22 protein-coding genes and 1 riboswitch are annotated in these 21,146 nt (G+C 29.9%); all 22 genes read right to left on the bottom strand.

Translation table 11 applies throughout. The features are described 5' to 3' along the window. Nucleotides 1-185: 185 nt before the first annotated feature. The 22 genes from hemL to BUB51_RS02625 all read right to left on the bottom strand — a co-directional run bounded on the left by hemL (nt 186) and on the right by BUB51_RS02625 (nt 20,412). A complete protein-coding gene (hemL, locus tag BUB51_RS02730; protein WP_073195282.1) occupies nt 186-1,487 on the bottom strand; it encodes a glutamate-1-semialdehyde 2,1-aminomutase in 1,302 nt (433 codons plus the stop codon). Further along, nucleotides 1,488-2,465, bottom strand: coding sequence for a porphobilinogen synthase (gene hemB / locus BUB51_RS02725; protein WP_073195278.1), 978 nt, complete (start codon nt 2,463-2,465; stop codon nt 1,488-1,490). Nucleotides 2,466-2,475: 10 nt separating this feature from the next. Continuing rightward, entirely contained in the window at nt 2,476-3,990 is a 1,515-nt protein-coding gene (gene cobA / locus BUB51_RS02720) for a uroporphyrinogen-III C-methyltransferase (RefSeq protein WP_073195275.1), read from the bottom strand. Then, the gene (gene hemC / locus BUB51_RS02715) at nt 3,991-4,923 is read right to left on the bottom strand and encodes a hydroxymethylbilane synthase (RefSeq protein ID WP_073195272.1); all 933 of its coding nucleotides are present in this window, start codon (nt 4,921-4,923) and stop codon (nt 3,991-3,993) included. Between the two features lie 19 nt (nt 4,924-4,942). Then, nucleotides 4,943-5,602 carry a precorrin-2 dehydrogenase/sirohydrochlorin ferrochelatase family protein gene (locus BUB51_RS02710; protein ID WP_073195269.1) on the bottom strand — a complete coding sequence of 220 codons (660 nt, stop codon included), beginning with the start codon at nt 5,600-5,602 and terminating at the stop codon, nt 4,943-4,945. Further along, nucleotides 5,595-6,362: a cobalt-precorrin-6A reductase gene (locus BUB51_RS02705; RefSeq protein ID WP_073195266.1), complete on the bottom strand. Its 768-nt coding sequence runs from the start codon at nt 6,360-6,362 to the stop codon at nt 5,595-5,597. Before BUB51_RS02705 ends, BUB51_RS02710 begins: the two co-directional genes overlap by 8 nt. Continuing rightward, nucleotides 6,359-7,099, bottom strand: a complete 741-nt coding sequence (cobJ, locus tag BUB51_RS02700; RefSeq protein WP_073195263.1) for a precorrin-3B C(17)-methyltransferase — start codon at nt 7,097-7,099, stop codon at nt 6,359-6,361. Before cobJ ends, BUB51_RS02705 begins: the two co-directional genes overlap by 4 nt. A 24-nt stretch (nt 7,100-7,123) precedes the next feature. Then, nucleotides 7,124-8,404 carry a glutamyl-tRNA reductase gene (gene hemA, locus BUB51_RS02695; protein WP_073195260.1) on the bottom strand — a complete coding sequence of 427 codons (1,281 nt, stop codon included), beginning with the start codon at nt 8,402-8,404 and terminating at the stop codon, nt 7,124-7,126. Further along, complete coding sequence (gene cbiG, locus BUB51_RS02690) at nt 8,405-9,445, bottom strand: cobalt-precorrin 5A hydrolase (protein ID WP_073195338.1); 1,041 nt, start codon at nt 9,443-9,445, stop codon at nt 8,405-8,407. After that, the gene (gene cobM, locus BUB51_RS02685; RefSeq protein WP_073195257.1) at nt 9,438-10,199 is read right to left on the bottom strand and encodes a precorrin-4 C(11)-methyltransferase; all 762 of its coding nucleotides are present in this window, start codon (nt 10,197-10,199) and stop codon (nt 9,438-9,440) included. The genes cbiG and cobM overlap by 8 nt, the downstream gene beginning before the upstream one ends. A 44-nt stretch (nt 10,200-10,243) precedes the next feature. Continuing rightward, nucleotides 10,244-10,834 (bottom strand): precorrin-6Y C5,15-methyltransferase (decarboxylating) subunit CbiT, encoded by a 591-nt coding sequence (gene cbiT, locus BUB51_RS02680; RefSeq protein ID WP_242945538.1) that lies wholly within the window; start codon nt 10,832-10,834, stop codon nt 10,244-10,246. After that, nucleotides 10,824-11,447, bottom strand: a complete 624-nt coding sequence (gene cbiE / locus BUB51_RS02675) for a precorrin-6y C5,15-methyltransferase (decarboxylating) subunit CbiE (protein WP_073195255.1) — start codon at nt 11,445-11,447, stop codon at nt 10,824-10,826. The genes cbiT and cbiE overlap by 11 nt, the downstream gene beginning before the upstream one ends. Then, nucleotides 11,444-12,562 carry a cobalt-precorrin-5B (C(1))-methyltransferase CbiD gene (cbiD, locus tag BUB51_RS02670; protein WP_073195252.1) on the bottom strand — a complete coding sequence of 373 codons (1,119 nt, stop codon included), beginning with the start codon at nt 12,560-12,562 and terminating at the stop codon, nt 11,444-11,446. The genes cbiE and cbiD overlap by 4 nt, the downstream gene beginning before the upstream one ends. A gap of 28 nt (nt 12,563-12,590) precedes the next feature. Next, nucleotides 12,591-13,205: a precorrin-8X methylmutase gene (locus BUB51_RS02665; protein ID WP_035164144.1), complete on the bottom strand. Its 615-nt coding sequence runs from the start codon at nt 13,203-13,205 to the stop codon at nt 12,591-12,593. 62 nt (nt 13,206-13,267) lie between these two features. Next, nucleotides 13,268-14,791 carry a cobyric acid synthase gene (locus BUB51_RS02660; RefSeq protein ID WP_278293873.1) on the bottom strand — a complete coding sequence of 508 codons (1,524 nt, stop codon included), beginning with the start codon at nt 14,789-14,791 and terminating at the stop codon, nt 13,268-13,270. 1 nt (nt 14,792) lies between these two features. Beyond that, entirely contained in the window at nt 14,793-16,184 is a 1,392-nt protein-coding gene (locus tag BUB51_RS02655) for a cobyrinic acid a,c-diamide synthase CobB (protein ID WP_242945536.1), read from the bottom strand. Between the two features lie 11 nt (nt 16,185-16,195). Further along, complete coding sequence (locus tag BUB51_RS02650; RefSeq protein WP_073195249.1) at nt 16,196-17,002, bottom strand: sirohydrochlorin cobaltochelatase; 807 nt, start codon at nt 17,000-17,002, stop codon at nt 16,196-16,198. Between the two features lie 14 nt (nt 17,003-17,016). Further along, nucleotides 17,017-17,736 (bottom strand): precorrin-2 C(20)-methyltransferase, encoded by a 720-nt coding sequence (gene cobI / locus BUB51_RS02645; RefSeq protein WP_073195245.1) that lies wholly within the window; start codon nt 17,734-17,736, stop codon nt 17,017-17,019. Nucleotides 17,737-17,753: 17 nt separating this feature from the next. After that, complete coding sequence (locus BUB51_RS02640; RefSeq protein ID WP_073195242.1) at nt 17,754-18,593, bottom strand: energy-coupling factor ABC transporter ATP-binding protein; 840 nt, start codon at nt 18,591-18,593, stop codon at nt 17,754-17,756. 29 nt (nt 18,594-18,622) lie between these two features. Then, nucleotides 18,623-19,387 carry a cobalt ECF transporter T component CbiQ gene (gene cbiQ / locus BUB51_RS02635; RefSeq protein ID WP_073195240.1) on the bottom strand — a complete coding sequence of 255 codons (765 nt, stop codon included), beginning with the start codon at nt 19,385-19,387 and terminating at the stop codon, nt 18,623-18,625. Then, nucleotides 19,388-19,669 (bottom strand): energy-coupling factor ABC transporter substrate-binding protein, encoded by a 282-nt coding sequence (locus BUB51_RS02630; RefSeq protein ID WP_073195238.1) that lies wholly within the window; start codon nt 19,667-19,669, stop codon nt 19,388-19,390. After that, complete coding sequence (locus BUB51_RS02625) at nt 19,669-20,412, bottom strand: energy-coupling factor ABC transporter permease (RefSeq protein ID WP_073195237.1); 744 nt, start codon at nt 20,410-20,412, stop codon at nt 19,669-19,671. The genes BUB51_RS02630 and BUB51_RS02625 overlap by 1 nt, the downstream gene beginning before the upstream one ends. Nucleotides 20,413-20,618: 206 nt before the next feature. Then, nucleotides 20,619-20,802, bottom strand: a riboswitch (cobalamin riboswitch). Between the last annotated feature and the right edge of the window lie 344 nt (nt 20,803-21,146).

Here is a 21,146-nt window from a genome sequence, read left to right as displayed (position 1 = left end):
TTTGTTAATTCTATGTTAAATTTATTACTCTTTCTTTTATTTTGTTAATTCTATATTATCATAATTTTACATTCTATAATAGTTTAACTCAAAAATACAACTTATATTAAATATTAAAATAAAAAAATAAGCTGGCAGCTAATAGCTGACAGCCTCATGTTAATCGTCATTATAAACTCATTCCACTACAAAGTGAGTTTTTTTAATGCATTATAATTAGCTTCTATAGTTTTTTCTATATCTTCTATCGTATGAGTAGCAGAAATAAATCCAGCTTCGAATTGAGAAGAAGCTAAATATATACCTTGTTTTAACATCTCTTCAAAATATCTTGCAAACATCTTAGTATTACTTTTAATTGCAGTTTCATAATCATATACTTCTTCTACTTCTTCGTCTGTAAAATAAGTACATATCATAGAACCAACCCTATTTATTACAATATTAATTCCAAGTTTAATGGCATTTTCCTTAAATCCTTCTTCAAGTCTTGCAGCTTTTTGTTCTAATTCCTCATATATTTTAGGATTGTCTCTTAAAATCTTAAGGGTTGTAAATCCTGCAGTTACAGCCAAAGGATTTCCAGATAAAGTACCGGCTTGATATACTGGGCCTATAGGAGAGATCTTACTCATTATTTCTCTCTTGCCTCCGTAAGCTCCTACAGGTAATCCTCCACCGATTATTTTACCAAAGCAAGTTATGTCAGGCATAACATTATATAAACTTTGAGCACAGCCATATGCAACCCTAAAGCCTGTCATAACTTCATCAAATATAAGCAAAGCTCCATATTTATATGTAATATCCCTTAAAAAATCTATAAATTCCTGTGTAGCTGGAACAACGCCCATATTCCCTGCTATTGGCTCAATGATAACACCCGCTATTTTATCTCCATATATTTTGAATACTTCCATTAGCCCTTCTATATCATTATATTTAGCTGTAATTGTGTTTTTTGCTATATCCTCTGGTACTCCAGGGCTATCAGGTATTCCATGAGTTAATGCTCCCGAACCAGCCTTTACAAGAAGGCTATCAGAATGTCCATGATAGTTCCCAATAAACTTAACTATTATATCTCTATTAGTATATGCCCTAGCCAATCTTAAAGCACTCATTGTTGCCTCTGTTCCTGAATTAACCATCCTAACCATTTCAACTGAAGGTACTGCTTCACAAATAAGTTTGGCTAATTTTGTTTCCATTTCTATAGGTGCCCCAAAACTAGTTCCTGTCTCTACTGTATTGTGTAATGCCTTTACTACTTCTGGATGACAATGTCCAAGAATTAATGGCCCCCAAGATAGAACATAATCAATATATTCATTCCCATCTATATCATATATTTTAGAACCCTTTCCTCTTTGTATAAAAGGAGGATTGATTGAAACTGATTTAAAAGCCCTAACCGGACTATTAACTCCTCCTGGTATATATTTTTGAGCTTCCTGAAATGCTATTTTTGATTTTTGTAAATCCATTTATATCTCCTCCATAAGCCATTTAGCAATATCTTTAGCAAAATATGTAATAATGATATCAGCTCCCGCCCTCTTTATGCTTGTCAAAATCTCAAATACTATCGTCTTTTCATCTACAAGCCCCTTTTGAGCAGAAGCCTTTATCATTGCATATTCTCCACTTACATTATATGCAGCAATTGGAATATTAAAATTATCTTTTAACCTTCTTATTATATCAAGATAGGATAGTGCAGGTTTAACCATTACGATATCAGCACCTTCTAAAAGGTCTAGCTCAACTTCTCTCAAAGCTTCATTTGAATTACTAGGATCCATCTGATAAGTTTTTCTATCTCCAAATTGAGGTTTTGAATAAGCTGCATCTCTAAAAGGTCCGTAAAATGCAGAAGCATATTTAACACTATAGGCCATAATTGACACATTAGTAAATCCATTTGCATCAAGCGTTTCTCTAATTTTAGCTACTCTTCCATCCATCATGTCAGAAGGTGCAACCATATCAGCGCCAGCTTTAGTATGGGATAAAGCAATTTTAGCTAAATAATCTAGAGTGCTATCATTGTCTACATCTTCATTTTTAATAATTCCACAATGTCCATGGTCAGTATATTGGCACATACATATATCAGTTATTACTAAAATATCTTTATTTATTTTCTTTATTTCTTTTATACCTCTTTGAACTATACCTTCATCATTATAAGCCTCACTTCCAATAGGATTTTTCTCTTTTGGTATTCCAAAAAGTAATACTGCTTTAATCCCTAACTTAGATATTTCTTTTATTTCTTCCTCTAACATATCAACAGAAAAGTGATAATTACCAGGTAATGAACTTATTTCTTCTTTTATATTCTCCCCTTCTACTAAAAATAAAGGATAAATTAAGTCGTCAACACTTAATTTTGTTTCCCTTATTAAACTTCTAATACTGTTATTAAGTCTCAATCTCCTAGGTCTAATTCTTAAGCTCATTTTTTCACCCCTAATGTTTGTAAAAATAGTTTAATATTTCATCAATCAATCCAGAAATACTGTATTCCTTTGCCTCTATATCCACATTTAATCCCAATTTTTTTGCTGTAGCACCTGTAATAGGGCCTATTACAGCAACTTTAGCATCTTTTATTAATTCTAAATTTTCTTTTCCTAAAATTTTGACAAAATTTTTTACAGTAGATGAACTAGTAAAAGTAATAATATCGATGTTCTCCTGCAAAATTCTAATAAGCTCTTCTCTACTTTGTTCTGGTACTACTGTTTTATAAACAGGAATATCATCTACCTTTGCACCTAATTTTCCCAATTCCTTCACCAAAATGTTACGTGCTATATCAGCCCTAGGTAAAAGTACATAATCACCATCTTTAATTTTATCCTTTAAAATATCAATAATAGCTTCAGCCCTGTATTCATCAGGCATATATTTAACCTTTAATCCCATATCATATAATTCCTTTGCTGTAGCAGGTCCTATAGCACAGATTATAGCATTTTGAAGAAACCTTATATCAAAACCAAGTTTCTCCATTCTATTGAAGAAAAATTCAACTCCATTTACACTAGTAAAAATAATCCACTTATATTTTTTTATATTACTTAATGCCCTATCTAGCTTACTATAATTATCATTTTCAACTATTTTGATAGTTGGAAATTCTATAGCCTCACCCCCTAATTCCTCTATTTTTTTGGAAAGACTACTTGCTTGATGTCGTGTACGAGTTACAAGAATTTTTTTACCAAAAAAGGGCTTTTTGTCAAACCAGCTTAAACTTTCAGCAAGATTTACGACTTCCCCAACGATTATAATAGCAGGATTTTTGAGATTGTTTTTTCTAACTTTATCAGCAATATTTTTTAAAGTACCTTTAACTATTTTCTGATGAGCCGTAGTCCCTTCTCTTATTACGGCAACAGATCTATTAGGTGGTTGTCCATTTTCAATAAGATGATTGCATATATTTTCAATATTTTCTATGCCCATTAAAAATATTAATGTTCCCTTTAGTTTCCCTAAAATATCATAATCTAAATGTGCACCTTTCTTATTTGGAGCTTCATGCCCTGTAATAACATGAAAAGAAGAACTTAAATTTCTATGAGTTACTGGGATACCACAATATGCAGGTACTGAAATAGCTGATGTTATCCCAGGTACAATCTCAAATTCCACATTGTTTTCAGCTAGTAATAATGCTTCTTCTCCCCCTCTACCAAAAACAAACGGATCTCCGCCTTTAAGTCTTGTTACTATTTTACCTTCTAAAGCCTTTTTTAAAATAAGCTGATTTATTTCTTCTTGACTATAACTATGATTATCTGGTTTCTTCCCTACGTATATTATTTCTGCATCATCACGAGCATAATTTAATAGTTTTTGATTTACTAATCTGTCATATAAAATAACATCTGCTTTTTCTATACACTCTAAACCCTTTAATGTAATAAGTTTATAATCCCCTGTACCAGCTCCTACTAAATATACTTTCCCTCCCATTTACATATCACCTTCTATTTCTCTCAATATATTTTTACCACCCTTTTCTAAAATCTCCAGAGCAATTTCTTTACCTAAATCTACATAATCTTTTACACTTCCCACTTTTTGAACTTTTATTAATCTTTCTCCATCTATCGAAGCTACCATTCCAATCATTATTATTTTGTTTTTATCTATAAAGGCATAAGCTCCTGCTGGTACATGACATCCGCCATTTAAAACTCTCATAAAATTTCTCTCAGCTTTAACTGCAAATTCTGTTTTTTTATCGTTTATTTTAGATACTACTTCTCTAATAAAGCTATCATTCTTTCTTATTTCTATTCCTAGAGCACCTTGTCCAACCGCTGGTACAATATCTATTTCGTTGAAATATTCAGAGACTTTATCTTCCAAACCCAATCTTTTTATCCCTGCTGCAGCTAAAACAATCCCATCTAGATCCATATCATACATTTTGTTTATTCTAGTCTGTATATTCCCCCTTATAGGTTCAATCTTTATATCCCTTCTCAAAGCTAGTATTTGAGATGCTCTTCTAAGACTACTTGTACCAATCTTTGCACCTATTTTTAGCTCATTTAATCTTTTCTTATTCTTAGTAATCAAAACATCTCTTGCATCTTCCCGCTCCATTATTGCTGCTATTTCTAATTCTTTTGGAAATTCACTGGGTACGTCTTTCATACTATGAACTGCTAAATCTATTTCTTTATTTAAAAGGGCAATTTCTATTTCTTTAACAAATAATCCTTTTCCACCGATTTTGTTTAATGTTTTATCTAAAATTTTATCTCCCATAGTTTTTATAATTTTTATTTTAAAATCCAATTGAGGAAATATTTTTTTTAATTTATCTATAACTATTTTAGTTTGGATAAGAGCTAACTTGCTTCCTCTCGTTCCAATAATTATCTGTTTTTTATTCATTTATCTCAGCTCCTTAAAACTACACATTCATATCTTCAAAAATGAAGATTTTGTTATATAAATTATACAATTCCTTTTTTAAATCCTTTATTTCTTTACCAACATATTTCTCTATAATTCCTGAATTAATTATTTTAAACAAAATATCTCTTCGTTTATTAATATCATTTACTTCCATTTTTACCTTTTCTCTTATTTCTCCTAAAAGATTAACATATTCAGAATATTCTTCTGGATATAATTTCTCTAACTCTTTTCTTATTTTCTTTGACAAAGCAGGGCTTTTACCATTCGTAGATATAGTTATAGATAAATCTCCTCTTTTAATCTTTGAAGGAACAATAAAATCACACATATCTTGCCCATTCACTATGTTTATCAAGATATTTTTTTCTTTACATTCCCTTAAACATTCATTATTGACTTTGTCATCATTCGTAGCTGCGAATACTAAAAAACTTCCTTCTAAATCTCCATAAATGTATCTTCGTCTTTTAATGCTTATTAAACCTTCTAAAGCATATTCTTCAAGTTTTTGTGTAAAAAAGGGACTTATTACTTCAATAATGCACCCATATCCAAGAAGAGAATTTACCTTTCTTTCTGCAACCTTTCCCCCACCTATGACCTTGCATATTTTACCATTCATGTCCAGCATAATAGGGTAGTAATTACCCATAAACCTCACACACCTTTTTTATTAGTTGATTTATATCATCATAAACTAATTCCCCATATATGTTAGGCCTTTCTATTACAACTACACTTATTCCACATTCCTCTGCAGCTTTAAGTTTCTCAACAGTCCCTCCTATTTCCCCACTATCCTTTGTTACCATGATATCAATATTATATTTTTTTATAATTTCTATGTTCATTTCCTTCGAAAATGGCCCCTGCATTGCAATAATATTTGATGGTTTAAAACCTAAATCTTCACACCTTTTTAAAACATCACTAGTAGGCAAAACCCTTGCAAATAACCTTTGGACATTTATATATTTTACAAATATATCTAAAGTCTTACTGCCTATGGTTAGTAATATATTACCTTTCCTATTTGCTAAACTCTTTGCGGCTTCTTCATAATCTTCTGCTCGCTGAACTATATTTTGAAATTCTGATAGATTTCCAATTTCTTTCCTTTGAAATCTAAAATAGGGAATCCCTTTATATTTACAAGCCCTATTAATATTTTTGCTTACTTTTTCAGCATAAGGATGGGTTGCATCTATCACTAACTTTATATTTCTTTCATCAATTAATTCAAGCATTTCCTCATAATCTAGTTTTTTGCTGTAAACTTCTAAATCTCCATACTTTTTAATTAAATACTTCCCATAATCTGTAGCAGTAGTAACTATAAGCGGGTAATTTTTTTTATATAAAATATAGGCTATTTCCCTTCCGTCTTTGGTTCCACTCAAAATAAGAATCATATGTTATATCCCCTCGGTGTAATCATTTTGCCATTTTCAATATATGTATTCGAATTACCTACGATAATTATAGTAAACATGTCTATTTCATAATTTAGCATATTTTCTAAATCAGTTATAATCACTTTTTCTCCAGTGCGTTTTGCATTCTTAACTATTCCAACAGGAGTAGATGGTTTTCTATATTTTAAAATGATATCCCTCGATTCAGCTATTTGATTTACCCTTCTCTTACTTTTAGGATTATATAAAGAAATAATAAAATCACCCGCTGCTGCACATTCAATTCTTTTTTTAATTATCTCCCAATCGGTAAGTAAGTTGCTTAAAGAAATTACTGCAAAATCATGCATTAGAGGAGAACCTAATGATGCAGCTGCTGCATTAGCTGCTGATATACCCGGAACAATTTCTACATCTATTTCACTTTTTCTTTTATTTATAAGTTCTAAAATAATTCCAGCCATACCGTATATTCCTGGATCTCCACTACTTACTATTGAAACTATTCTCCCTTTTTCAGCTTCATCTATAGTTAAATTGCATCTCTCTATTTCCTTTTTCATACTAGAATCAATAACTTCCTTATCTTTTAGTAAGTCTTTAATTAAATTTATATAAGTTTTATATCCTATGACAACTTGAGATTTCTCTATTGCCTTTAAAGCCATAAGGCTCATATGCTCCATATTTCCAGGGCCAATGCCAACAACATATATTTTCCCTTTATTATTCATATCATATCACCTACTTAAAAAATGCTATTTTATATAGTTTTCCTTTCCAGATAATCCAAATAATTCTTTAGTAACTCGAGCAAATAATTCTCCTTCTTTATCTTCTCCGGCTCTTTTAAGTTCAAGAAGAGGTCTTTTAAAGAGTTTTTTTACTAAACTATTAGTAAAAAGGATTATCTGCTCTTTTTCTTTATCACTTAAATGATTCATTTTCTTTATGAAACTTTCTAACTCTTTATCAACAATTGATGAACTATAATTTTTTAATTCTTTTATAACTGGAAAGACAGGCAAACAGCTATACCAATTTTCAAATTTTATGCAATCTTCAATTATAATTTGGGACGCTACTTTTGCAGATTCAATTCTCAACTGATAGTTTTCATTAGCTACATCTTTGAGCTGATCAAGTTCATATAAAGAAACTCCCATTAACTGCCCTATTTCTGGTTCTACATCTCTCGGAAGTGCTATGTCTACGATACATATTTTTTTATCTTTTTTATGATATTTTACAAATTCATCCTTCCTTAAAACATAATGCGGAGCGCTAGTGGAAGAAATAATAATATCAACTTCGTTAATCATTTTGTATCTATCTTTAAAATTTACCACACCAATTTCCCTATATCTTTTAGATAAATCAACAGCATGTCCCTTTGTCCTATTTGTTACATATATCTCTTTAACTCCTTTGTAAATCAAATTCTCTATTGCAATTCTGCTCATTTCCCCTACACCAATTACAAGCACTTTTCTATTAGTCAAATCTTTAAAAATCTTTTCTATAAATTTAATTGCAATAGAACTTATAGATAATGAATTCTCCGAAATCTTTGTCTCCCTCTTTATCTTTTTTGCAGTAGTAATTGCTTCTCTTATTAACTTATTTAAAATTGTACCTGTAGCATTTTTATTTAAAGCAAACTCATGGGCTTTCCTTAATTGGCCAAGTATTTGATCTTCTCCAATAACTAAAGAATCTAGCCCTGCAGCCACATTAAAAACATGTTTAACTGCACAATCAGATGATTTTTCATAAAAATAGTTTTCTATATAATTTGAATCTAAATCGAAAAATCTAGTATAAAATCTTTTTATTTCATCAATTCCCTTTTCAATATCACTAACAACGGCTATTATTTCACTTCTATTACATGTTGAAAGAATCAAAAATTCTTTAACAAAATGGCATTTTTTTAAAATTTTATATCCATCTTCCTTTTGACTTTCTTTAAATGAAACTTTTTCTCTTATATGTATAGGTGCCTTCTTATGATTTAATCCAACTACAACAATATCCATCTAACAATCACCTTCTTCTACTAAAGCAATAGTAATACCATCATATTTTCTTTTATTTAAGATTAATCTACCTTTATTAGAAGCCAATACAGCTACCGGTTCAGCTACTGCTCCTACACCTATAGATTTCTTAACAAAATCTGAAGTCTGAAATTTATGTTCTATTTCCTTAACTTTTCCGCTACTTATAATTTCAAGAGGTACATTCATATATTTAGCAGCCTCTAAAATACCTTTTTCATCTTTTTTTAAATCTATAGTTGCAATTTTTTTAACAGATAAAATGCTTTTATTTGCTTTATTCAATGCATCTTTAATTGCCGATATAATTTTTTCTTTATCTATTCCCCTTCTACATCCTATACCAATAATAAGATTTTTAGGGCGTAATAAAACTGCATCTATATTTCTAGGCAATTTCATATTTTCATTAGTAATAAAGATTATCCCTTTATACGCTGAATAATCTTTTGAGTTTCTTATAATCTTTATATTATACGGTAAGCGAAAGTCAATATTTATTTGAGATTCAATTCCTACCATTTCGCCATTTACTATATGAGCGGTTACTTTTGTTGCATTTTTCATATTTTCTATAATGCAGTTTGATTTTATAGCAATCGTATCAACAGCTAATGTTTCGTTGACATCAGATGAAGTAGTAATAACGGGATTTGAATTTAACCTTCTAGCAATATCTAGTGTGTATTCATTTGCAAATCCTAGATGCCCTGATAATAAAGATATAACATTTTTGCCTTTTTCATCTATCACTATAACGGCAGGATCTACAGTCTTATTTTTAATATGCGGTGCTATCACTCTAACTACTATTCCGGTTGCCATGATAAATATAAGACACCTATATTTATGGAAGATTTGAGGAATTAAAGATTGTATATTATTTTGTATCTTTAAAATCCTGTCTCCACAGATATCAAATCTTTTATTTATATAAAGAACGCTATCCTCATATTCATTTAAAAGCTTTAATCCTAACTTAATTCCACCCTTTGTAAGAGTTATTATTGCCTTATCCATTTTTATTAACCTTCCTATACTCATGACTAAAATTTTTATCATATAGTTTAGATAATTCATAATTATTTCCTAGGAAATCTCCTACAAGTATTTGTGCAGTTTTTGTAATATTAGCTTCTTTGACTTTTTGAACAATATCCTCTAATGTCCCTACAACGATTTTTTCATCCTCCCATGAAGCTTTTTGTACTACCACAATAGGAGTGTTTTTAGGATAATGAGTAGTTAATTCTTTAACTAATTTATCAATCATATGTACCGAGAGAAAAATACACATTGATGCTCTATGACTTGCCAAACTCTCTATTTTTTCTCTTTCAGGTACTTTAGTTCTTCCTTCCATTCTCGTTAAAATTACTGTTTGAGAAACTCCCGGTAATGTAAACTCCTTTTTGATAGCTGCCGCCGCTGCAACAAATGAACTTACTCCAGGTATTACTTCACACTCTATACCCTTTTTCTCTAATATATCTATCTGTTCTCTTATAGCACCATATATACTAGGATCCCCTGTATGTACTCTCGCAACTATTTTCCCTTCTTTTACACCTTTCTCCATAACATCTATTATTTCTTCTAAAGTCATAAATGCACTGTTATAAACATCTGCATCTATCTTTCTATTATTTAATATTTCCTCATTAACCAAGGAGCCAGCATAAATGATGATATCCGCATTAGCAATTATTTTTGCCCCTTTAATAGTAATAAGCTCTGGATCTCCCGGCCCAGCTCCTATGAAATAAACCTTCATAAACACCACTCTTTTCTATTTGATATTTTATACGACTGAAAATATTATTTTCTTGCAGATATTATATAAACGGGATTTAATCCTTCCATAATTCTATAATTTCCAACCTCTTTCCCCTTTGATATCGAAACTGAAACAATATCTATATCATTAAATCTAAACTCTTTTAAATATTTAATAGATTTATATATTGTTTCAATTGTAATAGCATTAATGACAACAATTCCTCCATCTGACAATTTTTCTTTACTTATTCTTAATATTTCTTTCAATTCCCCTCCACTTCCACCAATAAAAACTCTATCAAATGAATTTATCTTTTTAAGTTCTTCTACTGCATACCCATGAACTACATTTATGTTTTGAATATTAAATTTTTTTATATTTTCAATAATTAATTTTATTCCCTCTTCATTTTTCTCTATGGCAGTAACAGAACCTTTTTTACAAATGAGTGCCATTTCTATAGAAACAGAACCTGTTCCTGCTCCTATATCTATAACATTCATATTTTCATTTAACCTTAATTTTGAAATAGAAATTGCTCTTATTTCTTCTTTAGTCATTGGAACTTTTCCTCTAATAAACATGGAATCCGGAATTCCACTTGTAGAATACTGCCATTTATTCATCATCTTCTATCACCACCACAGAAAGCCCTAATTTCTTCATTTTTGATATATTTTCGGGTATATCACAGATAATCCTCTCATTAACGTAAGAAAGATTTTCACCGACTATCATTTTTTTATTTTTTATTCCTTCTTTTAACAATAGAGAAGCTATATAAGACGGAGATTTTTTAAAATCTGTAAGTAATATTACCTTCTTATTACTTTTTACTACATCGATAATATCTAACTCTCTTCCATGAACACTTCCTATAAAGAAATCATGCCAAGATTTATTGAGTTTTGCCATTAAGTATTGATATGAACTTATTCCCGGTATGGCTTCCATTTCCTCATCTTTAAAATGTTTTTTAAGATAATCTAACATACTATAAAAGCCAGTATCGCCAGATAAAAGTAATGCTATTTTTTTATGCTCTTTATTTTCCTTTATATAGTCGATTATTTTAGTCAATTTACTATCGATTACGATTAATTCTTTCCCACAATTTTGAAAATCCGTTAATAATCTTTTCCCACCAATTAAAACTTCACTTTCATTTATTTTCTTTAAAGTAATAGGCAATATGTAATCTTTATGCCCTGGCCCCATACCGAGTACATATATTTTATTCATCGAAATTCCTCCAAAATTCTTTTAGCATTATTTCCAACATATAAGACTCCTTTTTCCATTGAAAACATAATTACTCCAACCTCTAATTCCCCATAAGAATAATTAATACACCTTTCTTCGGCTTTTTTACATAAAACTTCATAAATAGACTGATACCCATATCTCTCTATTACTTTTATCGCTGCTTCTGTAGTTATGCAATCAAAGATTTCTTTTATCACCTCGCTAGGTGCTCCTAAAAGTGCCAAATTTGCTCCAATTATTTCGTTTCTAGCATCGGCAATTTTACTATGGGTATTAAATATTCCCGCTGAAACTTTTACTAATTTCCCTATATGCCCTATTAATAATACTTTTTTTACATTAAACTCCACACATTTATCGAGCATAAAACCAACAAAATTACTAATCTTAATAATATATTTCTTCTCAATACCAAAACTCTTTAATGCCTTTTCCTCCCCATAGTTGCCTGGAACTAATACGACTTTATCAATGCCTTTTTGTTTAAGTATTTTAAATTCTAAAGCCAGAGACTCTTTAAAGGCTTCATCAGACATAGGTTCAACTATTCCACTCGTTCCTAATATCGATATACCATTTAAGATTCCAAGTTTTGGATTGAAAGTTTTTCTAGCAATTTTCTCTCCCTCTGGAACAATTATAGTAACCTCTACTCCTTTATTTTTGGGTAAAATTTTTTTTATTTCATTTCTTATCATTTTTAATGGAACAGGATTTATGGCAGGACTGCCAACCGGTACACAAAGCCCCGGTTTTGTAACTATTCCTACACCCTTTCCGCCTTTTATAATTATTTCAGGAGTATTTGTAATTTTAACCTTTGCACCTATCAGAATACCATTCGTAATATCAGGATCGTCTCCACCATCTTTTTTTACATAACAAATTGCACTACTGTTATCTAATACTTCTGGATTTATTATTTCTAGATTTAATTTCCATCCCTTCGGAGTATCTATTTCTATTTCCGATACTATCTCGCCTTTTAAAGCCATAAGAGCAGCGGCTTTAGATGAAGCAGCAGCACAAGAACCCGTAGTATACCCATATCTCATCTTTTTACCATCTTTAAAAACATACTTTTTTAACATACTCATACCTCTTTTCTAAAATTTCCTACTAGAGCATATAAAGAATGGCATTAATAATAGCTGCTGCGACAGTGCTTCCGCCCTTTCTACCACGAGTAACTATATATGGAACATCTAATTTCAAAAGCTCCTCTTTCGATTCTGCGGCTCCAACGAAACCAACTGGTACTCCAACTACCAAAGAAGGAATGGCTTTACCTTCCTTTATTTGTTTGACTAGCTCAAATAATGCAGTAGGAGCATTACCAATTACAAATATTCCATTAGGATTTTCCTTTATGGCCTTTCTCATTGCTACAATCGAACGGGTTATCCCTTTCTTTTTAGCTTCTTGAGCTACGTCTTCGTCTGCTACATAATTAAAAACTTGTCCTCCATATTCAGATAATTTTCTTTTATTGATACCTGCCATGGCCATTTTAGTATCGGTTATAATATTAGTTCCATTTTTTATAGCGGCTTTTGCTCTATCTAAAGCCCCTTCCTTTATTACTGTAATATCTGCATACTCAAAATCGGCTGTAGTATGGATTATCCTTTTTATAACTTTACCGACATCTTCCGAGAACGTTTTATCCCCCAATTCTTTAGTTATTATTTCAAAACTCTTTTTTTCAATTTCATATGGATTTTTAATATACATAATATTTCTCCTTATTTCTATAATATTAAAATTTGTTCGAATCTGCTGCAAATGCTAAATTTTTAATACCCATTCAGTATTTCATATACTTTATCCATATCAATATTTTCCCTGACTAATTTAGCAAGTTTTTTATATTCATTCTCTTTAAATTCTTTAAAACTATTAACATTTGATTGTATCTGATTCAATCCTTTAGAAATTCTTATTTTATTTAGAATTTCTCGTGTAAAATTTATATTGTCAAATATTCCATGAATATATGTCCCAAATACATTCCCTTCTTTATTTATCGCTCCATCGTATATTTCTACCTCCTCATTTAATCGTTTTCTTATCTTCGTAAATGGCTTAACCTTACTGCCCAATTTTGTTTGCCCCATATGTATCTCATATCCAACAATATCTTTATATTTCAAGTCTTTAAAAATGCCATTACTGTATATTATTTCAGCTTCAACCTGTGTAGTCGTCTTTTCAATCTCAAATATAGTCTCTGTATCTAATAACCCTATACCGTTTATTTCTTTTATTGAACTTTCCGTTCCATAAGGATCTTTTATTTTTTTTCCAAGCATTTGATATCCTCCACAGATTCCAACTATTAATTTGCCATCTCTATGCAGTCTATATATTTGTTCTTCTAGCCCAGAATTTCTAATATATATTAAATCTTCAATAGTATTTTTAGAACCTGGAATTATTAATATGTCAGGATTTCCTATACTTTCTCCTCTCATGACATATCTTAAGTTGACATCATCTTGTGTTTCAAAGACATTAAAATCGGTAAAATTTGATACATGAGGTAAGTATAATATTTCTACATTTATAATGCCATTACTGCTACTGCTTTTTCTAAACCTTTCAGCTAAACTATCTTCATCTTCAATTTTTATATCGGTATAAGGAATTACTCCTAATACAGGTATATTAATTAAATTTTCAAGCATTTCTATACCCGGTTTTAAAATTTCAACATCCCCTCTAAATTTATTTATGATTACTCCTTTAACTCTACTTCTCTCTTCTTCACTCAAAAGCATAATTGTGCCATAAATAGAAGCAAAAACTCCTCCTCTATCTATATCTCCAACTAATATTACTGAAGAATCGGCTATTTCAGCCATCCCCATATTTACCAAATCGTTTTCTCTAAGATTTATTTCTGCTGGACTTCCTGCCCCTTCTATAACGACTATATCATTTAAACTACTTAACTTTTCATATGCTTCTTTTACTACATCCTTTAATTTAGGTTTAAAATTGTGATATTCCATAGCTGAAAGATTACCATATACCTTCCCATTTAAAATAACTTGACATTTTTTATCCGTTGTAGGTTTTAATAGAATAGGATTCATTAATACTGATGGCTTTTGCCCACATGCTTCAGCTTGAACGACTTGAGCTCGTCCCATTTCTAATCCTTCTTCTGTTATGTATGAATTTAAAGCCATATTTTGTGACTTAAATGGTGCCACTTTATATCCGTCTTCCATAAATATCCTACATAATGCAGCCGTAATTATACTTTTTCCTACTGAAGAAGCCGTTCCTTGAATCATTATGGATTTGTTTTTCAACTTAAACACTTCCTTTTTTAAATAATCTGCAATTTTCTATAAAATCTTCTGCTAGTCTCTTATTACTATAAAAGTGTATATGAGCATAAGCTCCTAAAGTGCTGTTTTCCACTATTCCGCATTTCCAAGAATTTATAATTTTACTTTCCCTAATTTTGTCTACTCGATAGATATAATTATCATTAATACTCTCATCTAAAATCGATCTATGAAATTCATGTGCCTTTACTTGAGTAGGCATTTTAGATATAGTACATGATTTAAGAATATTTACATGAACATATCCAAATCGTTGAAGTTTATTAGTCATTCTTGCATTTCTATTAAATATTCCAACCATTTCATATGTTTTACCATCAATGGTAGTAATAGATTTACATAAATACATTAGTCCCCCGCATTCTGCATATATAGGCATTCCAAGCTCTGATACTTTTTTTATCTCATTTCTCAATTCCCTATTTTCTTCAAGCTCTTTAGCAAAAACTTCAGGAAATCCTCCCCCTAAATATAATCCATGTAAATTATCAGGTAGTTTTCTATCTTTTAATGGACTAAAATATACTAATTTTGCTCCTAATTCTTCTAATAACTCTAAATTATCTTGATAATAAAAATTAAAGGCTTTATCTAATGCTACTCCTATGTTGACATCTTTAAGTCTTGTTTTATTGTCATTATTATACGTATAGTATAATGTTGAAACCTCTTTAGAAATTTCTATTATTTCATCTATATCAATAGTCTCTTCTATCATAGAAGAGAGCTTATCAAGTTTTTTATTTAAATTTTCTACTTCCACAGTTGGTATTAATCCTAAATGTCTGCTTTCGAGTTTAATATCTATATTCTTTTTTAAGTACCCAACACATTTAATTCCGGTAAATTTTTCTATAACCTCTTTAATCAATTCATAATGTTTTTGCCCTGAAACATTATTTACAATAACTCCTTTAATTTTGACTTTTTCATCATACAATTTATATCCTAACACCTGTGCAGCGGCACTAGACGATACTCCATTTCCATCTATTATCAATACGACAGGACTCTTTAAAATTTTAGATACATGTGCTGTACTGCCATTGTCTTTTTCTATTCCAAAGCCATCGTAAAGTCCCATTACCCCTTCAATTACTGAAATATCTTTGTCAAATGAATTCTTTACAAAAATATCATTTATTGCCCTTTCTTCTAACATCCAGCTATCAAGGTTTCTAGATTTATTGCCTGTTACAAAACTATGAAAAGCAGGATCAATGTAATCTGGACCAATTTTATAGGGTTGCACATTTAAACCTCTTTTACTAAGAGCTTTCATTATTCCTACAGATACTGTTGTCTTGCCAACGCCGCTTTGAGTACCACCAATTACAAATCTTGGCATTTTCATAAATATCATCCTCATTCTACAATTGTTTTTGCCTCATATGCATGTCTTATATAAATATTTTGTATTCCTCTATTCTCACCTAATCCATGTAAATATACATCAACATCATATCCAGCCTTTTCTAAAATAGTTTTCCATGAATCACTTTCTTCTCCTGCCATATCATTTAGTGCATGTTCTCCTGCTACAAGCATAAATGGCATTAAAGTAACTTTCTCTATATTATTTTCTTTAAGTCTATTCATAACTTGTTCAATTTCAGGATATCCCTCAACTGTTCCCACAAAAACGTTTTTATATCCTAAGTCATTAAATACATATTCCATTGCTGCATATGCAGCATTCGAATGGTGGCAAGTTCCATGTCCCATAAAAACTACTGCCTCATTTTCTTTTAGGTTTGTAAACTGCTTTGCTAATGCATTAACTGTTTCTTTGTAATCTTCTGTAGATGTAAGCAAAGGTCTGCCTATTTTAAATTTATCAAAGAATTTAACATAATTCATAGCTTCTGAAACTAACTCTTCATATTCAATTCCATTTATTATATGTAGCGGCTGTATAATTACTTCCGAGTAACCATGATTTTTTAGATATTCTAATGCTTCTTTTACATTAAAAACCTCAATATTATCTCTTTTCTTTAATATATTTATTATTGTTTGAGAAGTAAAAGCCCTTATTATATCGTAATCAGGAAATTCCTCTTCAAACCTCTTTTCAGTAGCTCCAATTGTTAATTTTCTAGTTTTAGCATAGCTAGTCCCAAAACTAACTACTAAAATTGCTCTCTTATTTGAGTTTATTCCTCTTTTCATCTTTTTCTCCTCTCTTAATATATTTTTAAACCATTCTTCTTAATTATCATTGTAGAAAGATATGGAATTTTTTCATTAATTATTACATTAATATCCGTAATAATCCTCTGTTCTTCTGTTCCACACTTAGAAATTAAAACAAAATTGTTTTCGAGCCCTCTTTTTAATAATTCACTAGCAAGAATTTTACAATCATTTGCTGGTTTCATTACTATAACATTTTCAAAATTGTCCAAAGCCCTTTTAAGTTTGTCATTATCGCCTTTTCTTAATGGAACTACACTAAATCCTTCTTCCCATTCAGCTATGGGCATATTTAAACTACTCGATACAGAGCAAAATGAGGTAATTCCCGGTATTGTCTTGACTTCAATATCGTATTTCTTTAAATAATGCAAAAGATACATATATGTACTATAAATAGTAGGATCACCTAAAGTGATAAATGCTACTGTTTTGCCATTGCTTATCATTTTTGCTATTATAGAAGCATTTTCTCCCCATTTATTTTGAAGCTCATTTTCATCATATACCATGGGAAATGTCAAATATATTATTTCTGCATTACTTTTTATATGTTCCTTAGCTATTTTATAAGCAAAACTCCCTGCTGACTCTCTTTTTTCTGGACATATTATTACATCTACTTCATTTAATATCTTTTTTGCTTTAATAGTTATAAGTTCCGGATCTCCGGGGCCAACTCCAACTCCATAAAATACACCTTTTTTCATATATACCTCCATAAATCTTATATTAATTCTATTATTTTAAATAATTCATCCTTATTTTTAGGTATACCATATTTATTTTTTATTTCTGGATATTTATCTCTTAATTTTTCATAAAATTCAAGTATTATCGGTTTCTTTACATTCGCTATTTCCATTAACTTATCATTACTAAATATTTCATATGGTGTACCCTCGCCAAGAATATTACCGTCATATAATACATATATATAATCAGCCCAAGAATAAATATTATCTGGATTATGTGAAGAAATAATAATTGTCTTATTCTCACTATTAAGCTGATTAAGTATTTCAATTATTTCATCAGCAGCTTTTGAATCAACATTAGCTAATGGCTCATCTAAAATTATTACTTCAGGACTCATTGCAAGAATAGATGCTATTGCAACTTTCTTTTTTTCTCCTCCACTAAGAAAATGAGTAGGCCTATTTACTAAATTTTCTATTTTTAATTTAGTTATTACATAATCTATTCTTTTTTTAACTTCGTTTTTCGGTAAATTTAAATTCATAATACCAAAAGAAATTTCTTCATATACACTTGAAGAGAAAAGTTGAGCATCAGAATCCTGAAAAACTATTCCAACCTTACTTCTTAAATACTTTAGATTTTTTCTATCATATACAACTTCTTTGCCTTCAAAATATATTTTCCCATAATCTGGCTTGTATAGCCCATTCAAATGAAAAAATAAAGTAGTTTTGCCTGCTCCATTTGGGCCTAAAATGCCTATTTTTTTACCATTTTCGATATTAATATTTAAACCCTTAAGTGCATAAGTCCCATCAGGATACTTATAGTGTATTTTTTCACAGGAAATTATTATATTCTTCAATATGCTTTTCCTCCATTAACCTTAATTGTTTAGAAAAATGCTATAACTATAATAAATGTAAAGTATATGGAAATCAAAATCTTATTTTTAAATGAATATTCATATTCCTCTTCTAAAACGTTAATCTCACCATCATATCCCCTTGAAATCATTGAAAGGAACAACATTCTATGAATATGAAATGATTTTATAAATACATTACTTATAAGTTTACCTAACGAATAATATCCTCTTTTAATACTGCTATATCCTAATCTACAAAGTTGTGAATTTTTTATATCTACTGCAGTATCTAGCAAAACAAATATAAACCTATATATTATCATGAATATTTCAACAAAAATTTTAGGTAATTTCATTCGTCTTAAAACCCATATTATATCGTTAATTGGAGTAGTAAGAGATATAAAATAAAGACAATTTATTGAAGCAAAAACTCTAAAAAATAAATATATTCCTGTATTTAATCCCTCTTTTTTAAATCCAATATAAAGTGATTTAATTTTTATAAAATAATCTAAAACTTCATAAGTTCTAGAAAAATCGATTGCAATCGCCAAGAAACTGATGATTAAAAACGGAAGCGGAATAAATAAAATTTTAAGATAATATTTTATTGGTATTTTAGCTATTGCCAAAATACTAAATGAAAAAGTAATAATTACAAAAATATATAAAAATAATGATTTAGATATGATACATGTAAATAATGGAAAAAGTCCAAAAAGAACTTTTTCCATAGGATGAATTTTTCTAATATTATTCATATATGAATATTTATCTATTAAAATCATTTAATCTGCCATTCTCCTTCTTTTCCCCATGTAGTAACCAAAGAAATAAAAAATAAATCCACTTCCTATAGCTGCTTGAAGAGCGAATAATAAACTTTCTATTTCTCCACTTGGAGGTTCCCAAATACTATTAAACCATGGTTCATAATCTGGATCTAATGTATTTATATATTCTTCAGCTAAACCATCAGCTCCACCAAATTCTGCGTCTTTTTTTACTACAAGTGGAATAATAGCAAGTATTATAACAATAAAGATAATTAACAAATTTCTTTTAAACATCATTTATCCCCCCTTATTGCAGCCAATTGTTGAAGCTCATCCTTATTATATTGAGTTAATAAATTGTATACTATTACAGTTAAAAGGCCTTCACTTATTGCTAAAGGTATTTGTGTAACTGCAAATATACTTAAAAATTTAGTTACAGAAGCAATAACTCCACCAATTTCAGATGGAAAAGCAACTCCAAGCTGTATTGACGTAACAATATATGTAACTAAATCTCCTATTGCTGCTGCAAGAAAAATACTTAAACTTTTTGATTTTTTACCTTTACTGAATAATTTATATATTCCATATGCAGCTATTGGTCCAGCAATTCCCATTGAAAATACATTTGCTCCTAATGTAGTTATTCCCCCATGTGCAAGTAAAAGCGCTTGAAATATCAAGACTATTAGAGCTAATACACTTGCTATCATAGGCCCAAATAATATAGCGCCAAGGCCTACGCCAGTAGGATGAGAACAGCTTCCTGTAACAGATGGGATTTTTAATGATGAGAGTACAAATACAAAAGCACCGCATAGTCCTAACAACATTTTCATATTAATATCATCTTTACATATCCTATTCATTCTCCTTATGCCAATTAATATAAATGGAATTGAAACTATAAACCAAATAATAGTCCATTTAACTGGTAAAAACCCTTCCATTATATGCATTGCATATACATTATTGGGTATTAGAAAATATAAAAAGTAAATAGATAAGAATAAAAATATTTTTTTGTTTTTCATATCTTTTCCCCCTTTTATGTATCTCATATTTTTTGAATAAAAAGTAACATATACCATAATTATTTATGATATATATATTTTGTAAAAAACAAAACCTTGCAACAGCGTGCAAGGTTTTTCGCTAAATAGACATAATAAAAGACACACTAGGGAACATAAGTGCATCCTTTACTATCAATAATAACGCACACACTTCCCTCCGAAGCTGTTGCTAATGTTTTAAGGCAGGTTTCCTGGCTCGCGCTTCATCCTACTCCCTTGCCTTCCTTGTAAAAACAAGTGGCATAATAAGGTTTCGTCTTCGCTCACAGTAGCGGGGGCTGCGTCGGATTTTCACCGAACTTCCCTTTTAACTTCCTTTAAGGAAGCACCTTAAAACTTCAATATTAAATTTTTCTCTAATTCCCATTATAAAAATAATAATAGAAATTGTCAATAAAATATAAATTTGACCAGAGATTTCGCATCAAATTTCCAGTAAAAAATTTGTTTTTACTAAAATTTTATTTTTTAACATTTACTTGAATAACTGGGAAACCTGTAGACCGATAGGTCTTAAAAATAGTTACACCTCCCCCTACCCCAAGAAATTTTAATAATCAATTTCCAGTTTTATTTTTAATTATGTTTTTTCAAATATTGGATTTATCCAATCAGCTTCTATAGTAAATCTTTCATCTCTTATATCTTCAATAATATCTATCTGCAACATTCTTTTCTTTCTAAATCCTCTA

Source organism: Caloranaerobacter azorensis DSM 13643 (assembly GCF_900129995.1).
Classification (GTDB): Bacteria; Bacillota; Clostridia; order Tissierellales; family Thermohalobacteraceae; genus Caloranaerobacter; species Caloranaerobacter azorensis.
Note: the sequence above shows the minus strand (reverse complement) of the source record. Positions and strands in the feature narration are given on the sequence as shown.

What these genes read in the sequence shown, in the direction of transcription:
- hemL (WP_073195282.1), bottom strand. Translation starts at nt 1,487, where the DNA reads ATGGATTTACAAAAATCAAAAATAGCATTTCAGGAAGCTCAAAAATAT.
- hemB (WP_073195278.1), bottom strand. Translation starts at nt 2,465, where the DNA reads ATGAGCTTAAGAATTAGACCTAGGAGATTGAGACTTAATAACAGTATT.
- cobA (WP_073195275.1), bottom strand. Translation starts at nt 3,990, where the DNA reads ATGGGAGGGAAAGTATATTTAGTAGGAGCTGGTACAGGGGATTATAAA.
- hemC (WP_073195272.1), bottom strand. Translation starts at nt 4,923, where the DNA reads ATGAATAAAAAACAGATAATTATTGGAACGAGAGGAAGCAAGTTAGCT.
- BUB51_RS02710 (WP_073195269.1), bottom strand. Translation starts at nt 5,602, where the DNA reads ATGGGTAATTACTACCCTATTATGCTGGACATGAATGGTAAAATATGC.
- BUB51_RS02705 (WP_073195266.1), bottom strand. Translation starts at nt 6,362, where the DNA reads ATGATTCTTATTTTGAGTGGAACCAAAGACGGAAGGGAAATAGCCTAT.
- cobJ (WP_073195263.1), bottom strand. Translation starts at nt 7,099, where the DNA reads ATGAATAATAAAGGGAAAATATATGTTGTTGGCATTGGCCCTGGAAAT.
- hemA (WP_073195260.1), bottom strand. Translation starts at nt 8,404, where the DNA reads ATGGATATTGTTGTAGTTGGATTAAATCATAAGAAGGCACCTATACAT.
- cbiG (WP_073195338.1), bottom strand. Translation starts at nt 9,445, where the DNA reads ATGGATAAGGCAATAATAACTCTTACAAAGGGTGGAATTAAGTTAGGA.
- cobM (WP_073195257.1), bottom strand. Translation starts at nt 10,199, where the DNA reads ATGAAGGTTTATTTCATAGGAGCTGGGCCGGGAGATCCAGAGCTTATT.
- cbiT (WP_242945538.1), bottom strand. Translation starts at nt 10,834, where the DNA reads ATGATGAATAAATGGCAGTATTCTACAAGTGGAATTCCGGATTCCATG.
- cbiE (WP_073195255.1), bottom strand. Translation starts at nt 11,447, where the DNA reads ATGAATAAAATATATGTACTCGGTATGGGGCCAGGGCATAAAGATTAC.
- cbiD (WP_073195252.1), bottom strand. Translation starts at nt 12,562, where the DNA reads ATGTTAAAAAAGTATGTTTTTAAAGATGGTAAAAAGATGAGATATGGG.
- BUB51_RS02665 (WP_035164144.1), bottom strand. Translation starts at nt 13,205, where the DNA reads ATGTATATTAAAAATCCATATGAAATTGAAAAAAAGAGTTTTGAAATA.
- BUB51_RS02655 (WP_242945536.1), bottom strand. Translation starts at nt 16,184, where the DNA reads ATGAAAATGCCAAGATTTGTAATTGGTGGTACTCAAAGCGGCGTTGGC.
- BUB51_RS02650 (WP_073195249.1), bottom strand. Translation starts at nt 17,002, where the DNA reads ATGAAAAGAGGAATAAACTCAAATAAGAGAGCAATTTTAGTAGTTAGT.
- cobI (WP_073195245.1), bottom strand. Translation starts at nt 17,736, where the DNA reads ATGAAAAAAGGTGTATTTTATGGAGTTGGAGTTGGCCCCGGAGATCCG.
- cbiQ (WP_073195240.1), bottom strand. Translation starts at nt 19,387, where the DNA reads ATGATTTTAATAGATAAATATTCATATATGAATAATATTAGAAAAATT.
- BUB51_RS02630 (WP_073195238.1), bottom strand. Translation starts at nt 19,669, where the DNA reads ATGTTTAAAAGAAATTTGTTAATTATCTTTATTGTTATAATACTTGCT.
- BUB51_RS02625 (WP_073195237.1), bottom strand. Translation starts at nt 20,412, where the DNA reads ATGAAAAACAAAAAAATATTTTTATTCTTATCTATTTACTTTTTATAT.